Source organism: Lysinibacillus sp. FSL K6-4013 (genome assembly GCF_038630435.1).
GTDB classification, from domain to species: Bacteria; Bacillota; Bacilli; order Bacillales_A; family Planococcaceae; genus Lysinibacillus; species Lysinibacillus boronitolerans.
This window is the reverse complement of record NZ_CP152031.1, coordinates 355,084-370,400: the sequence shown is the minus strand read 5'-3', so window position 1 is coordinate 370,400 and position 15,317 is coordinate 355,084. Positions and strand designations below refer to the sequence as shown.

Sequence of the window (15,317 nt, the reverse complement as noted above, 5' to 3'; positions counted from 1 at the left end):
TACCATGACAATCATATTCTCTGTATAATTTTCTTCTATATACTCCATAATCAGCTTTATATTTTGTTTATTATATTGATAGTCCCTCAGAAGTGTTTCTTCTAAAATAGACATCAAGATAAAAGAAAGGAACACCATGAATACTTCAGTGCTCCTAAAATCGATTATTTTAAACTTTCCTGTAATAGCTTACGATTACGTTGTTTGAAAATATCATTATGTGAGGAAACGATACCTCCCTCAGAAGCATCAGGTTGAATATACTTCTTCGCACTATTCACTGCATGAAGTGCATCATGAAAGGCTGCTGCAATTAAATGAATTTTACCATCATGGCTCAAAATATCACCCGCAGCATAAAGGCCTGGGATCGATGATTCACTATTAATCGTACCAGCGATAAAATAATCATTTTTGCGCTCAATGGCTAATGGACTATTATCTAACAATTCTTTATCACGCACATACCCATGACTAATAACAACTTCATCAACAGGAATTTCTGTTACAGTCCCAGTTTCATGATTTGTTAAAGCAATAGCTTTAATCATTCCTGCTTGATCGTCTGCAATCAGCTTAGTAATTTCAGAATTGAAATGGCATTCGATCGAACTATTTGCAAGCTCTGTAATTTGAGCCTCATGTGCAGACAATGTATCTTTTCGATAAGTTAAATAGACCTTGGATGCTACCTCCGTTAATTCTAATGCCCAGTCTACCGCTGTGTTACCACCACCAGAAATAATAACTGCCTTATCTTTAAATTTTTCATAGGATTTAATTGTGTAATTTAAATTAGATACTTCAAAGCGTTCAGCCCCCTCAATTTCAATTTTTTGAGGATTTAGGATGCCACCACCAATAGCAACGATAACTGTTTTGGAATAATGAATATTCCCTGACTCTGCTGCGATGACAAATATACCATCTTCATTTTTAGCAATGGACAGCACTTTTTCATTTGTATAAATAGAAGGATTAAAGGTTAAGGCTTGCTCAACTAATTGTTTAATTAGTTGCCCCCCTGATATAGGCGTTACACCTCCCACATCCCAAATCATTTTCTCTGGATAAACATGAATTTTACCGCCTAGCTGTGGTTGTGATTCAATTAGCTTGGTTTTCATTTCACGTAAACCACAATAAAAGCTTGAATATAAACCCGCTGGCCCACCACCAATAATGGTTACATCATACAATTCTTGTTCTAACAATTCCTAACACACCTTTCATTTGGTCATTACTATCTCAACAATTGGACTAGCTCGTACTGCATAACAGCTCAATCGTAAATGTCTAAATGTAAATATTGCTTTGGAAAATCCTCCTTAACTCCATTATACGATAATGATAATCATTATCAAATAAAATTATAACAAATCATGATATTAATAACAGATGTGGTCACCTTTTATTAATATTTTCATTTATGTAATTAGTAAAAAAATAAATTTATGTATTTGTCCCTAAAAATTTTCATCATTATGCTTTTGCACTATTCATTCTAAAAGCAGATTATACGTTTTACTTACTTTTTGATACACTATTGGAAAAAAGATCGAGGGCACAATGAAAAGAAAAATCTTTATATTACATGAAATCTATGGAGTTAATCATTTTATTGAAGAACAAATACAAATATACAGCGATGAGGACACTGCCGTTTCCCTTATTTCACTTTATCCAGAAGGGCTTTCCTTTCCATATGACCAGGAAAAACAAGCCTATGACTTTTTCTTACAGACAGTTGGCTTTGATGCTCCTCTTGAGTTGCTTTCCCCAAAAATATTGGAGGCTTGTGAAAACTACAACGAGGTAATATTAATTGGATATAGTGTAGGTGCAACTTTAGCCTGGAGATTAACTACACTCCCCCTACACCGTGTCATTTGTGTATATGGCTCACGGATCCGCCAATACCTTGATAACATTCCATCTTGTCCAACTTTGGTTGTTTTACCTAGCCATGAAGATAGCTTTGATATTCAATCATTGAAGGATACTCTTGTAAACATACCGAATGTTCAAATCAAACAATTTCAAGGCTTACATGGCTTTATGGATGCCTCTAACTCAAACTACTGTCAGTTGAGCCACTCGCAAGCACTCAACGACATTCAATACTTTTTACAAGCTAGCAAGCTATAGGAGGAATAAACGTGGAACAAAATATTGATATTCAGGTTGATCCATATATTGAAGCAGGCAATGTTATTTATCCAAGCTTCCATCTTTCTCTACAACCTGGCACGATTATAGGCATCTATACAGATGTTTCCAAAATACATACATTAATGCAATGGTTTATGAAACGAGATGATACGTATACTTCTTTTCGTGAAAGCTCGTTATATGAGCGACTCACAGCGCGCGAGTATATCCAGTTCATTTTAAAGCTTTTTAACCGCCCAACTAATGAAACAGAGAACATATTGAAGCTTTTTAAACTTACTGAACAAAAAAACAATAGAATTAGTAAGCTTTCTAATAGTGAAAAACAGCGATTAAAACTATTGAATATGTACCTACATCCGGCATCTATTCAAATTTTAGAAGAACCCTTTCAAAATATAGATGAATTTTCAAAGCAAACTATCCAACAGTTATTAAAAAATCTCGCAAAAGAGCATAAAATTATCATTTTGTTATCAAATAATCTAGAAGACTTAATGGTTGCAAGTACAACTATACATCGATTAGATGGTGCAGACTTACATCCTTTAGACGTAAAAGAGGGTAGCCTTGAGCAAGCTCCAAAGCCTCTTGAAGATGCACCAATTCGACTAGATAAAATCCCAACAAAGAAAAATGAAAAGATTATTTTATTTAATCCACCCGAAATTGATTATATTGAAAGTGTTGAAGGAGAAGTATCTATTTATGTAGCAGGTGAAGCTTATCCATGTACTCTATCGCTAAATGAGTTAGAGCAAAAATTGACACCATTCGGCTTTTTTAGAAGCCATCGTTCTTATATTGTGAACCTACAAAAGGTTCGAGAGATTATTACTTGGACACGCAATAGCTATAGCTTAGCACTCAACAGTACAGAAAAGACAGTTGTTCCACTGTCGAAAAATAAATTGGCAACTTTAAAGGAAATACTCGGAATTTAGTAGATTTCCCAGGAAATAATCGACTCCTGTCACCTTTAATAAAATTCCATTGAAGGTTCTTTTTCTGCCTTTCACATGATTTTTACTGTGAGCCTTACCCTTGTTGTTTATAGTGTAGACATCAACAACAAACAGGAGGTTACACATGAACGCAGTGATTGATGTGCAACATTTGAAAAAAATTTTTAATAATGAAACAGCATTACAGGATGTTTCCTTTACCATTAAAAAAGGGGAAATATTCGGCTTTCTTGGCCCAAGTGGTTCTGGTAAAACTACTACAATTAAAATATTAACCGCACAAACAGATAAATCGGCAGGTAATGTTCTATTATTTGGGCAACATGCATCTGAAATGAAGCAAAGTCAAAATCGTAAACGTTTTGGTATTTTAACAGATAATAGTGGCTTGTATACGAGACTATCAATTGAAGAAAATTTAATACTTTATAGTAATTTATATCAGCTATCTCAATCCGCTGTAAAAGAAGCTTTGGACTTTGTCAATTTATATGCAGAACGTAAGAAAAAGATCAGTCAGCTTTCCAAAGGAATGATTCAACGTGTTACACTTGCTCGTGCAATTATGCACAAGCCCGAATTATTATTTTTAGATGAGCCTACTTCTGCTTTGGACCCAGTAAATACACAACATATATATAATGGCTTACGAAAATTAAATGCTATGGGTACAACAATTTTTTTAACAACACACGATATGAGCGAAGCAGAAATACTTTGTGATCGTGTTGCTTTCCTGCATAAAGGGAAAATCCGAGCAATCGGCGCTCCAAAAGATCTAAAAAAAGAATTTGGCTCTGACACTATTACAGTAGAGCTTAAAAATGGTGAACAGGAAATTATAGAAAATGGTTCTCAAGATGCAGAGAAGTTATTTCAATGGATGCAATCCGATCAAGTTACACGTATCTATACAAACGAGCCAACACTAGGTGACATTTTTATGCAAATAACAGGGAGTGATTTAGTATGAATATTTCAATGACACGTATTCAAGCTATATTGATGAAGGATTATAAGGAATTCTCACGTAACTATGCCGTATCAACTATGGTATTACTACCACTTATAATGGCGTTTTTATATAATCAATTAGGTGCAAATACTATTAGCATGTATTTTCTACCAATTAACATGACATTTTCCATAGTGACTACTTACGTACAATGTAGTTTAATTGCAGAAGAAAAGGAAAAAAACACTCTTCGCAGTCTTATGCTCTCCCCTGCCTCACTTGGAGATATTTTAATTGGTAAAAGCCTGTTTGTTCTAATTGTTACAATTGTATCTGTAACAATGGCTATTTTTCTAGTTGGCTACGAACCTGCAAACCTTTTTATCTTAGCAATTGCATTATTGCTTTCTGCTGTGTTTTATATTGCTCTAGGTACAATATGTGGTTTATTTGCTAAATCTATTATGGAAGCATCTATTATTGTGTTGCCTGTAATGGTTATCTTCTCATTTGGTCCTCTGGCCTTAGCTCTATCTTCGGCATACCCAATCTTAAAATTAGCTGAATGGCTACCAAGCTCACAGTTATTACTTTTAGCAGAGGCGTTAGAAGGTAAGTATTCGATGGCAGATGTTCTTATTCCTATGATTACGATAATTGTATGGTCTCTTCTTTCTTGGATTTTCGCAGCAATTATCTATAAAAAAAGAATGGTCGATTAAAGACCATTCTTTTCTTCAGGTAATAATTCCTTCTCCCGTTTTTCAATTTCCTCTAACGTATCTGCATACCATACACCGACAAATCTTGAAGGGACGGACTCCTCAAAATAATCACCATCATAGAAAGATAAAGGAAATAACATACCCTTTTCTATATATTTCTTAATTGTTTGATAGAAATGATCATTCTGTTGTGGGCTTTGTGCTGAATAGGAGCTAAATTTATTGATGGGCTTTCCTAAAGCATCATGAAACATCAGCATTGAGGTTGAACCATTTTGGCGGAAATTTAAGTCTATTGCTTGAACATCACCAGCTTCCGTGACAATTAAATCAAAGCCTGCCACACCTACAAAGCCTTCCTCAACGCCACGTTCCATAATATGCTTTCCTACTTCAATTACTTTTTCGGGTACTTTATCTACAATGATATTCCCTTCGTAAATGCCGTTATCATCCGTAATTTGCTGGGAAGCTCCTAAGTATTGAATCCCTAGCTCCTCTGAGTAAACAAATTGACAGCTATAGTTGTCCTTTGTCTGTAAAAGCTCCTCAATAATTATACTTTCAGTTCCTGTCATGCGAAATTGTCGTAAACCTTCCGTCAATTCATCTTTATTATGACAAATGGTAACGCCATATCCTCCCGAGGTTGGCGAATCATCACCAGGCTTTAATACTACAGGGGGCTGCCAATTTTTAATGGCATCTGAAAGTCTATACGTCTCCACATTTAGACGACTTGGCACATATTTACTATCGATTAAATGATCAATATAAGCTTTTGTATTCAACTCATTAAATTTCTCCGCATCCATCCAATAACATTGACGATCCATATGCTCCAGGTCGTGTATATATTGACATACAATGGTCTTCCCTTCCTTACACCAAGTTTGGATCTGTGCCAGATATTCCTCTTGAGTCTCATAGCTATAAGGCTGTTCTACCCATGGTAATCCTGCTAATTGATGAAGCTCTTGCGCCTTTTCTGTTTGTGTTGCTCGATGTACTAGCACGGGGATATCAGCAATAGCAACTTCTCTTGAGGTTAAAGCATCTAGCTTATGAGGATCATCCATCATCCACGGATTATCGCTATACGGTGTTCTTGGTGTATACACAGCATTATCACCATAAATTTGTCTTAACGTGTATTTAGGTTTCAAGTAGATTACCCTCTTTCAATTTTTCGGTACTCTACTCTACCCTCCCCTTTATTTTTTGACACTTTTTATAAGAAAAAAGGGTTTTACGGGTTATATAAATCCCTTTTTATACCTATTAACATCCCAATTGCACTAGTAGACTTTCTAAATGCTTTTTCACCTGTGGCCATTCTTCTATTGTAATGCTATACATAACGGTATGCCTAGTTGTCCCATCTTTGCGAATCATATGGTTACGCAATATTCCCTCTTTTGTAGCACCAATTCGCTCAATTGCCTGTTGAGAACGAATATTTTCATGATCCGTTTTTATTTGTACACGTTGTAAATGAAGATGCTCAAAAGAGTATCGTAATAGCAAATACTTACAATTAGTATTAATAGCTGTACGCCAGTATGCGGGTGTTAGCCATGTATAGCCAATTTCTAATCGCTGATGCTTGTCATCAATATCCATAAAACGTGTAGACCCGATAATGTCCCCTGATTGTTTATCCACAATCACAAATGGAAATTCTGTTTTTTCGTTTTTTGCCTTTAATGCGTTTTCCACAAATTTATTCACATCTTCCTTTTTTTCTATGGTTGTGGACATATGTGACCAAATTTCTGGATAACTTCCTGTCTCTAAAATTCCTGGTAAATCGCTCAATTCTAAAGGCTTTAGTTTAACCACTTCATTTTCTAATGTTATAAATTCCATTACACTTCACTCCTTTTTACTTATTTAACGGTAAAATTGATATGATATATATAACCAATTACTAAAAAATCAACCATACCAGAGGAGGAGGAAATTATCTGGAGCTCTCCATTATATTTACAGGCAATCTAGCGAAATACATTCAAATCTATGAAGAAATAAAGCATAAGATTATTACTAAAAAATTACTTGCTCATGAACAACTGCCTTCTAAACGAGCTCTCGCCCTAACATTGAATGTGAGTGTACACACCATAAAGGAAGCCTATGAGCAGTTACTTGCAGAAGGCTATATTTATAGTAAAGAGCGTTCTGGTTATTTTATTGCGCCCTTTGAATTTGATTGGCTACAGCAAGTACCCCGGCATGTATCTGTTCCAAGTAACAATATCCCTAACAATATACAATTTGATTTTACAAATGGACATGTGGATAACGAGGCTTTTCCCTATGCTGCTTGGCACAAGCTTATAAAAAAGCATTTTAATAGTAACAACTTATCAACAAGCCCTTGGGAGGGAGAGACAACTTTACGCACAGAGATTGCCCGCTATGTAGAGCGTTCTCGTGGGGTTAGCTGTGATGCTTCACAGGTATTTATATACAGTGGTACACAAAGCCAGCTTCAGGCTCTTTGTCATTTTCTTGGGTCTGCGATACGCGTTGGGTTAGAGGAGCCAGGATTTAAAAGAGTGCGTGCCGTTTTACAGCAATGTGGATTGTCCACAGAGGCGATTCCTGTGGACTATTCAGGGGTTACACTCCCTGCAACACCAATTCACATGTTATACACAACACCTGCTCATCAATTTCCATTAGGCATGATTATGACCATAAAAAGAAGAGTGGCATTGTTACAATGGGCTAACTCGAACAAGGGGCTTATTATTGAAGATGATTATGATTCCGAATTTCGTTATAAGGGGCTACCAATCCCATCTTTAGCAAAAATGGATCAGCTTCAGCGTGTCATTTATTTCGGAACATTTTCGAAAACATTGCTTCCATCCTTACGCATTAGTTATATGATCCTTCCAAAGTCTCTAGTAGTGCCGTTTATGACTTTTCATCTTGAGCAAAAATCGGTTGTCTCGAAAGTAGACCAGCTTGTCTTAGCAGACTTTCTTGCACAAGGTCTATTTGATAAGCATTTGGCAAAAATGCGAACAATCTACCGTAAAAAGCAGCAAGCATTATTGACCGCCATCTCTACACATTTTTCAAATGAATTTCAAGTAATCGGTGAAAAGTCTGGACTTCATATAGTCATCAAGCTACCCCAACATCTCACCGAGAGTAGAGCAATCCAGCTTGCTCAAGAGGTAGGGGTTCAAGTCTACCCATGCTCTACCTCCTATCAAAATGGAGCAAATGAAACAATGATCATTATAGGGTATGGTGGACTGACACTTCAGCAAATAGATGAAGGAATTGCACTCCTTGCGTCCGTTTGGCAATAGTATGTGATTCATTAGTTTGTCGAAATCTCATTTAAATAAAGCGAAACTTTATATAGTTTTTTTCGTATTTAAAGTTAAATGGACACATAAGGGGATAAGACAATAATGGAGAATCGAGAGTTATTAGAGCAGCATTTACAAGAGATTCAAGTGTGGGAAAAAGATCAAAAAGATTTATGGTTTTGGGAGAAATTAGGGAGAATACCATTTAAATTATTAGATAAAATGACACCTGCCTTTCTCCAAAATAAAATTGCTTTATTGGTAGATGAACTAGGCAATTATATTCAGTCAGGTGGAAAGTATTTAATCAATGAACAAGCCATGATACAAAAAATTCGTGACCATTCTTCCACACAGCATATTATAACGATTTCTGATATTGGTCAGATTCCTTTAGAGGACATGATCTCCCTCAGTGATAAATTACAAAATGAACGTGTGAAATTTGCTACTGTACAAGGAGCCTCTACTGGCTTTGGTGGCATCTTTACTTTAGCTATTGATATTCCAATGATTTTAGGGACTGCACTAAAAACTTTGCAAGAAATAGCAATTATACATGGCTATGATCCGAACGATAAAATGGAACGTATTTTTATTGTAAAATGTCTACAATTTACCTCTGCTGATATTGTTGGTAAAGAAGCAATCTTACAGGAGCTTTCTGCTATGAATAGCTCAAAAAAGGCTTCCGATAACATGATTTCTCAGCTTCAAGGATGGCAGGAAGTATTTTACACATATCGTGATCAGCTAGGTTGGAAAAAGCTGTTTCAAATGATCCCTATTGCAGGGATGGTTTTTGGAGCCTATGCCAATAAGGGCATGATTCAGGATGTAGCCGAAACGGGTATGATGCTGTATCGTAAAAGACGTATTTATGAAAAACTTACTGAATTAGATGGTTGATTGACAAAATATGACACCCATATTTGGAGTGTCATTTTTTTGTGCTTTTATATTTTAATAAGTATTTTTCCTTGATGCTGACGACTTTCCATAAATTCGTGAGCCTTTTTCATTTCCTCTAAGGTAAATATTTTAGCAATCGGCACCTGAAAACTGTCTTCTTTTACTAAAGAGAAAATATCCTGTGCCACCTGTTGTAACAGTTCTGGCTTCAAAGCCCTTGTCGTACCTAAGCTAAATCCTTTTATATTGCGGCAACTATTGTGTAAATCTGCTGTTTTAATATTACCTGCTCTGCCTCCACTATTCCCAAATTGGACAAGCGTGCCATAAGGCGCTAAGCAAGTTAAACTCTCCTCGGTGATAGCTCCTGCAATGGAATCGTACACAATATCAACACCCTGACCCTTTGTAAGTTCATTGACATTTGTACTAAATTGATCATATGTTAGTACATGATCCGCACCAAGCTGATAAACGATTGGGGCTTTTTCTAAATTACTCACTGTACCTATAATCTGTTTAGCTCCCAGCCTTTTTGCCATTTGAACAAGCATTGTCCCTACCCCACCAGAAGCAGCATGAATTAGGACGGCATCCTGCTGACCAATGGCTGCTATTTGATGTGTTAACATATATGATAAAAATAAAACAGTCGGTACAGCTGCTACCTTCTCGATTGGTACACCACTAGGTATTTTAAAGACTAGTTGTTCCTTTGCTACAACAAATTCTGCATAAGCGCCGTTTTTCGGGAATGCGATAACTTGGTCACCCTTTTGAAAACCACTGCTATCATTAAAAACTTCTTCAATTACCCCTGCAACATCCAAACCAAGAACCATCGGAAAATTTGCTTTAGCTTTATTACCTGTGCGATTTTTAATATCTGCAAAATTTACTTTTGTATTGGTTGTCCGTATTAAGACTTCACCCTCACAAATAGTCGGTTTTGGACAATCAATAGATGTTAAAACCTCAGATGTGCCAAATTCATTGATAATAATAGCCTTCATAAATTTCTCCCTCCTTGCTATAGTAAAATTATATACTATATATAGAAATGATGGAGGAATATTCATGAAAATCAAACCTAAGCACGCCATGTACAATGGTATATCTTACAGCTTTTTTGATAGAAAAAGCGATAAGGTATGTTTTATGCTCTCTGGCACAGGCTATACCTATGATAAACCTATACTTTATTATTCTACGGCATTACTGCTAGAACTTGGCTATGATGTCATCCAAATCAATTATACATTTGAGCAGCAGCACTTTGAACAGGACTCCCAAGCCATATCAAAAATGGTCTATCGTGTTGCCAATCCTATTGTAGAGAAATGCTTGCAATCAAAGCCTTATAGAGAAGTCGTCTATCTAGGAAAATCTTTAGGTACTATGCCAATTGTCGATTATTATATGCAGCAGACTCCTTCTATCCCTGCTCGTTATGTACTTTTCACCCCATTACTTTCTCTTCAACATACAATGGCAAATCTATTAGACAAACATGCATTTTTGGCAATTGGTACAGCGGACCCTCATTATTCACAGGAGAAGCTAGCGCAACTTGCTACCCTTCAGCTTGCTGTTTTGGAGGACCTTAATCATTCACTTGAAATTCCCTTGAATGTTGATTTATCCATACAGCACTGCCAATCGCTGATATCACAATTAAAAATCTTTCTACAAAATAATTAGTATTCTTTTTATAGGACTATTTACCAAAATCATGTACATATGTTACACTAGCGAAAATACATTGAAGAGAAGAGTAAATAAGGCTGTTCTTCCCAGAGAGCTCGGATTGCTGAAAACGAGTAAGAACGAATTATTGAAACAAGCCTCGGAGTAGCGCATTGGATTTTGTTTGAATGATGGTGCGACGGGAACTCCCGTTATAGAGTTACAGTATAAGCATAGGCACTATGCCGTACTGAAAAGGCTATTATGGTGACATAATAGTGAACTAGGGTGGCACCACGTGAGTATATAAATTCTACAACCTCGTCCCTAAGACTAATCGTCTTGGGGGTGGGGTTTTTTATTTTGCAAATCGTCACTTTGCTTAAGGAGGAATTTATATGAGAAAAGCTTTAGAAAGCTGGCGCTATCCTGCCATCCTATTATGTAGTATTGGTGTTTCCAGTGTTGGCGAATGGATTTATTTTATCGCCTTAAATTTAATTGTGTTAAACCTCACAGAATCTGCTTTGGCTGTCTCTGGATTGTATATTGTAAGAGCGATTTCTTCCTTGTTCACTAATTTTTGGTCAGGAAGCCTCATCGATCGTTTTAATAAGAAAAAGCTAATGATTATTCTAAATATGATTCAATCTATACTCATTGTCATACTCCCCTGCTTTTCAAGCCTAGTGTGGATGTATGTCTTTGTCTTTATCATTACAGTAGCTAGCTCTATGTATCAGCCGACATCTATGACTTATATCACTAAGTTAATTCCTATCGAACAAAGGAAACGCTTTAATTCATTACGCAGCTTGCTCGACTCTGGTGCATTTCTAACTGGGCCAGCAATCGCAGGTTTCTTGTTCACAGTTGGAACACCACATATGGCTATATATTTAAATGCGATTGCGTTATTTCTATCAGCCTGTATAACGTTCAAAATGCCGAATATTGAAGCCTTTGAAAAATTTGTTGGACATACAGAAAGAACATCCCTTTATCGCGTATTGCTTCAGGACTGGCAAATGGTCATACGCTTTAGCTTAAAAAATTCCTACGTGATGGTAGTCTATTTATTGTTTAGTGCTATCATCATCTTGATGACAGCTACTGATTCTTTGGAGGCTGCCTTTGCAACACAAATATTAGCTTTATCTGAAGGGGAATATGGTATTTTAGTCAGTATCGCGGGGGTAGGTGTTTTAATTGGCTCGCTAACTAACTCTGTTACTGTCGAAAAAATACCAACTTCTTGGTTAATAGGTATGGGGTCTCTCGTAACAGCATTGGGCTATTTAATATTTACCTCATCCTTTTCCTTTCTTATAGCTGCTATAGGTTGCTTTGTATTATCCTTTGCAACTGCCTTTGCGAATACAGGATTTTATACATTTTATCAAAATAATATTCCCTCTGAGAGCATGGGTCGTATAGGAAGTATTTATGGATTTTTTGAAGCTCTTTTTATTATTATGTTTACTACTATTTTTGGGATTTTCGCTGAATGGATTACCATACGCTCAGTTGTCATTAGTGCATCCTTTATGATGGCATTTGTAGCTGTCATTCTACTATGGCTAAATATAAAACCTTCGAAAAGCCACTATTATAAAAGGTTGATAAGTAGCAAGCAACAATAATCTCACTTTTCATATAAAAACCATCTAATGTCTACTAATTACTGACACTAGATGGTTTTTTATCGAAATAAGCAATCTTATATATACCCTAATTCATAGGATAGCTGCTGTGCAGTTTTAATGACTTCCTGTGTTATACTTTCTAATTTTTCAGCATCTGTATCATATTCAAAGCACTCTGCACTAATGGCTGCAATTGTTTGTTTATTTGAATCAAATATAGGTGCTGCTATGGATACTGTCCCCTTTGTTTTTTCTCCAACGCTTATGGCAAAGCCTTTTTCTCTTACATCATTGAGGCTCTCTATCAATTTTTCTTTTTCAGGCTCCTCAAGTTGTTGGAAAAATTGTTGCTGTACATCGCTTTTAGAAAACGCAAGCAATACTTTATTTGGAGCCCCTATAGGATATGGGATTTTTTCACCAATCATATCAATAATACGGACATTTTTAGGACTATCAATTCGATCAATAATAATGGATGCAAACTGTTTAGCAATACTTAAATAGATTGTTTCGCGAACATTATATGCAAGGTTTTCTAATAGAGGATGCGCTTTTTCTCTAATATCCGTCTCATGATACATTTTCATACCCAGTTGCAACCATGTATACCCTAATCGAAATTCTTTTTTATTCTCATTTCTCTCTACTAAATCAAAACTTTCTAATGTATATAATAATCTGTATATTGTGCTAGTAGGCAAGTCTGTTTCATTAAAAATTTCTTGCACAGTAAAAAAACGCTTCGGATGCTTCGCCAGTATATTTATAACTAACATAGCTCTTTCGATTGATTGAATCATTACAATTACTCCCTTTCATTTCCCCATATGATCACTATCTTAAGGTTTTTATAGATCCAGTTAGCTTTAACTGGGATCATTATGAAATTAAAATTCATGCAAATTATCAAATTTTTATGTACCTTCAATTTTTTACATGTAGCCCTACTTTTGAATGTAGTTTCATTTTATTTTAACTAATTTTTATGCATATAAATAGATGCTACATGAAATATATACATAGTTCCACTCAATTAGTGCGGAAAATTACGAGTATTCACAAAAATTAAAATTGACAATTTGCTGTTTTCCATTTACGATGAATTTATATTCCACTATATAGATTTAATTTCGTATAGTGAAAAATAAATGACAGTAAAAATATGTATTTCTCTTCTAATTATCTATTTATATCATCATGAAAATAAAACATATTACTATAAAAGGAGAAAAAATCATGAATGCTTTTATGTGGGATACACCTGAAAAACTACGTGCCCTATTATGTGAACTTGTGAGCTGGGAAAGCCGAACATTAACGGAGGGCGAAAATAAATTTGCCTATCAGTTAAAAGATAAATTGTTAACGCTTCCATATTTTGAAAAACACCCGGAGTTGATTGAATTACATGATGCAGGACTTGGCAGAAATGCGGTGACAGCCTTCTATAAGCATCCAACGGCAACAGAAACCGTTGTATTAATCAGTCACTTTGATACGGTGCATACGGAGGAATATGGTGAACTAGAGCCGTTAGCCTTTTCTCCAGAAGAACTAACGAAAAAGCTCCTAGAACCTAAATACCTAAAAGACTTACCAGAGGCAGCCCGCATTGACCTGGAGTCAGGGAATTACTTATTTGGACGCGGCACAATGGATATGAAAATGGGCCTTGCCTTACACATCCAGCTGATCGAAAAGGCAAGCTTTGAGCAATGGCCGATTAATTTGATTTTAACGACGGTTCCTGATGAGGAAGTCAACTCTGCTGGTATGAGAGCGGCTGTTGTGGAACTGGTGAGACTACGTGAGCAGTATGGTTTATCCTATAAATTATTTTTAAATAGTGAGCCATCGTTTTCACAAGGGCCGTCAGATACGAATGAATATATTTATTCAGGTACAATTGGTAAAATCATGCCTGCTGCGCTGTTCTATGGAAAAGAGACACATGTTGGTGAGCCATTAAAAGGAATGACGGCTACCTTTATCGCCTCCTATATGACACAGCATATGGAGTGGAACCCCCTTTTCCGTGAAACAGATTTAGGTGAAAGCACACCACTACCTGTCTCTCTACAATTAAAAGATTTAAAAATGGAGTATTCTACACAAACACCATACCGTGCGGCGGCACTTTACAATGTCTTTTTATTAAAACGGACAGCGGCAGAGGTGATGGCTATTTTTGAGGAAGTTGCGTTACAGGCTATGGCTGCTTGCAATGCACACTATCAGGCCATTTGTACACGAGAAAATGTGCAGGGGGTGGGCAAGGTAAAGGTTTTACGTTACGAGGCCTTATTGGAGCATGCCATCCATAAGCTAGGGGCTGAAGAAGTTCAAGCGATTAAGCAGCAGGTGCAGCAGCATCGTGCATGGGATGATCGTGAAAAATCCATTCGTATTGTGGATCAGCTCATGATTCGCTGTCAGGAATTAGCGCCTGCTACCGTCCTGTTATATGCACCACCTTACTATCCAGCCATTAATTCATCCAATCATCCATTAGTGAAACAGTCGATTGAATTAATGAAGCAAACAGCTCAAACCTTTGATATTGAGGTGGAGCAGATCCATTACTTTAACGGAATTTGTGATTTAAGCTATGTCAACTATTCAGATGCATCCAATGAGTGGCTAGCATTTGAACGAAACACACCAGTATGGGGCGATACGTATCATATTCCATTCAAAGAAATGACGGCATTACAAGGTCCTGTCTTAAATGTCGGTCCATTTGGGAAGGATGCCCACCAAAAAACAGAACGATTGCATGTGGATAGTGCGTTTAAAGAGATGCCTGTTATGATTGATACATTGATTAAAAGTTTATTTTAAGTAAAAAGGAGCTTTATTCTATAACTGATTTTCTCATCCTCCTATTTGTTACCTATTAATCTGGGATGACAAATAGAAAA

The 15,317-nt window shown here is 36.3% G+C and carries 14 protein-coding genes and 1 other annotated feature; of the genes, 9 read left to right on the top strand and 5 right to left on the bottom strand.

From position 1 onward, the window contains the following. Positions 1–164: 164 nt before the first annotated feature. Positions 165–1,214, bottom strand: a complete 1,050-nt coding sequence (locus tag MHB39_RS01825) for an NAD(P)/FAD-dependent oxidoreductase (RefSeq protein WP_066038409.1) — start codon at positions 1,212–1,214, stop codon at positions 165–167. A gap of 355 nt (positions 1,215–1,569) precedes the next feature. Between MHB39_RS01825 and MHB39_RS01820 the strand changes: the two genes are divergently transcribed. The 4 genes from MHB39_RS01820 to MHB39_RS01805 all read left to right on the top strand — a co-directional run bounded on the left by MHB39_RS01820 (position 1,570) and on the right by MHB39_RS01805 (position 4,814). Next, complete coding sequence (locus MHB39_RS01820; protein WP_054549041.1) at positions 1,570–2,148, top strand: dienelactone hydrolase family protein; 579 nt, start codon at positions 1,570–1,572, stop codon at positions 2,146–2,148. 11 nt (positions 2,149–2,159) lie between these two features. Continuing rightward, entirely contained in the window at positions 2,160–3,116 is a 957-nt protein-coding gene (locus MHB39_RS01815; RefSeq protein ID WP_066038407.1) for a LytTR family transcriptional regulator DNA-binding domain-containing protein, read from the top strand. Positions 3,117–3,261: 145 nt separating this feature from the next. Beyond that, positions 3,262–4,110: an ABC transporter ATP-binding protein gene (locus MHB39_RS01810; protein ID WP_269897440.1), complete on the top strand. Its 849-nt coding sequence runs from the start codon at positions 3,262–3,264 to the stop codon at positions 4,108–4,110. Then, on the top strand, positions 4,107–4,814 hold the full coding sequence (locus tag MHB39_RS01805) for an ABC transporter permease (RefSeq protein ID WP_048393188.1): 708 nt from the start codon (positions 4,107–4,109) through the stop codon (positions 4,812–4,814). Before MHB39_RS01810 ends, MHB39_RS01805 begins: the two co-directional genes overlap by 4 nt. Here the strand turns inward: MHB39_RS01805 and MHB39_RS01800 are convergent. After that, positions 4,811–5,983 carry an ATP-grasp domain-containing protein gene (locus MHB39_RS01800; protein ID WP_066038405.1) on the bottom strand — a complete coding sequence of 391 codons (1,173 nt, stop codon included), beginning with the start codon at positions 5,981–5,983 and terminating at the stop codon, positions 4,811–4,813. The two genes, MHB39_RS01805 and MHB39_RS01800, sit on opposite strands and share 4 nt — an antisense overlap. A 115-nt stretch (positions 5,984–6,098) precedes the next feature. After that, positions 6,099–6,686, bottom strand: coding sequence for a GNAT family protein (locus MHB39_RS01795; protein WP_066038404.1), 588 nt, complete (start codon positions 6,684–6,686; stop codon positions 6,099–6,101). A gap of 98 nt (positions 6,687–6,784) precedes the next feature. Between MHB39_RS01795 and MHB39_RS01790 the strand changes: the two genes are divergently transcribed. After that, positions 6,785–8,146, top strand: coding sequence for a PLP-dependent aminotransferase family protein (locus MHB39_RS01790; protein WP_342546880.1), 1,362 nt, complete (start codon positions 6,785–6,787; stop codon positions 8,144–8,146). A 105-nt stretch (positions 8,147–8,251) separates the two neighbouring features. Beyond that, entirely contained in the window at positions 8,252–9,058 is an 807-nt protein-coding gene (locus tag MHB39_RS01785; RefSeq protein WP_312124695.1) for an EcsC family protein, read from the top strand. 47 nt (positions 9,059–9,105) lie between these two features. Here MHB39_RS01785 and MHB39_RS01780 read toward each other — a convergent pair whose 3' ends face one another. Then, positions 9,106–10,074, bottom strand: coding sequence for a zinc-binding dehydrogenase (locus MHB39_RS01780; RefSeq protein WP_342545692.1), 969 nt, complete (start codon positions 10,072–10,074; stop codon positions 9,106–9,108). Positions 10,075–10,138: 64 nt separating this feature from the next. On the opposite strand from MHB39_RS01780, the gene MHB39_RS01775 reads away from it, so the two are divergent. Together MHB39_RS01775 and MHB39_RS01770 are read left to right on the top strand one after the other, a co-directional pair. Beyond that, complete coding sequence (locus MHB39_RS01775) at positions 10,139–10,762, top strand: hypothetical protein (RefSeq protein ID WP_342545690.1); 624 nt, start codon at positions 10,139–10,141, stop codon at positions 10,760–10,762. Between the two features lie 52 nt (positions 10,763–10,814). Continuing rightward, positions 10,815–11,079, top strand: a binding site (T-box leader). Positions 11,080–11,145: 66 nt separating this feature from the next. Further along, positions 11,146–12,390 carry an MFS transporter gene (locus MHB39_RS01770; protein WP_036077983.1) on the top strand — a complete coding sequence of 415 codons (1,245 nt, stop codon included), beginning with the start codon at positions 11,146–11,148 and terminating at the stop codon, positions 12,388–12,390. Positions 12,391–12,467: 77 nt separating this feature from the next. On the opposite strand, the gene MHB39_RS01765 is transcribed toward MHB39_RS01770, so the two are convergent. Next, positions 12,468–13,196 carry an IclR family transcriptional regulator gene (locus MHB39_RS01765; protein ID WP_036077981.1) on the bottom strand — a complete coding sequence of 243 codons (729 nt, stop codon included), beginning with the start codon at positions 13,194–13,196 and terminating at the stop codon, positions 12,468–12,470. 436 nt (positions 13,197–13,632) lie between these two features. Between MHB39_RS01765 and MHB39_RS01760 the strand changes: the two genes are divergently transcribed. Beyond that, positions 13,633–15,237 carry a M20/M25/M40 family metallo-hydrolase gene (locus MHB39_RS01760; protein ID WP_342545689.1) on the top strand — a complete coding sequence of 535 codons (1,605 nt, stop codon included), beginning with the start codon at positions 13,633–13,635 and terminating at the stop codon, positions 15,235–15,237. Positions 15,238–15,317: the final 80 nt, after the last annotated feature.

Bases quoted from the DNA above. Each gene is read 5' to 3' on its own strand.
- MHB39_RS01805 (WP_048393188.1), top strand. From the start codon at position 4,107: ATGAATATTTCAATGACACGTATTCAAGCTATATTGATGAAGGATTAT.
- MHB39_RS01785 (WP_312124695.1), top strand. From the start codon at position 8,252: ATGGAGAATCGAGAGTTATTAGAGCAGCATTTACAAGAGATTCAAGTG.
- MHB39_RS01760 (WP_342545689.1), top strand. From the start codon at position 13,633: ATGAATGCTTTTATGTGGGATACACCTGAAAAACTACGTGCCCTATTA.
- MHB39_RS01775 (WP_342545690.1), top strand. From the start codon at position 10,139: ATGAAAATCAAACCTAAGCACGCCATGTACAATGGTATATCTTACAGC.
- MHB39_RS01780 (WP_342545692.1), bottom strand. From the start codon at position 10,074: ATGAAGGCTATTATTATCAATGAATTTGGCACATCTGAGGTTTTAACA.
- MHB39_RS01810 (WP_269897440.1), top strand. From the start codon at position 3,262: ATGAACGCAGTGATTGATGTGCAACATTTGAAAAAAATTTTTAATAAT.
- MHB39_RS01765 (WP_036077981.1), bottom strand. From the start codon at position 13,196: ATGATTCAATCAATCGAAAGAGCTATGTTAGTTATAAATATACTGGCG.
- MHB39_RS01770 (WP_036077983.1), top strand. From the start codon at position 11,146: ATGAGAAAAGCTTTAGAAAGCTGGCGCTATCCTGCCATCCTATTATGT.
- MHB39_RS01795 (WP_066038404.1), bottom strand. From the start codon at position 6,686: ATGGAATTTATAACATTAGAAAATGAAGTGGTTAAACTAAAGCCTTTA.
- MHB39_RS01820 (WP_054549041.1), top strand. From the start codon at position 1,570: ATGAAAAGAAAAATCTTTATATTACATGAAATCTATGGAGTTAATCAT.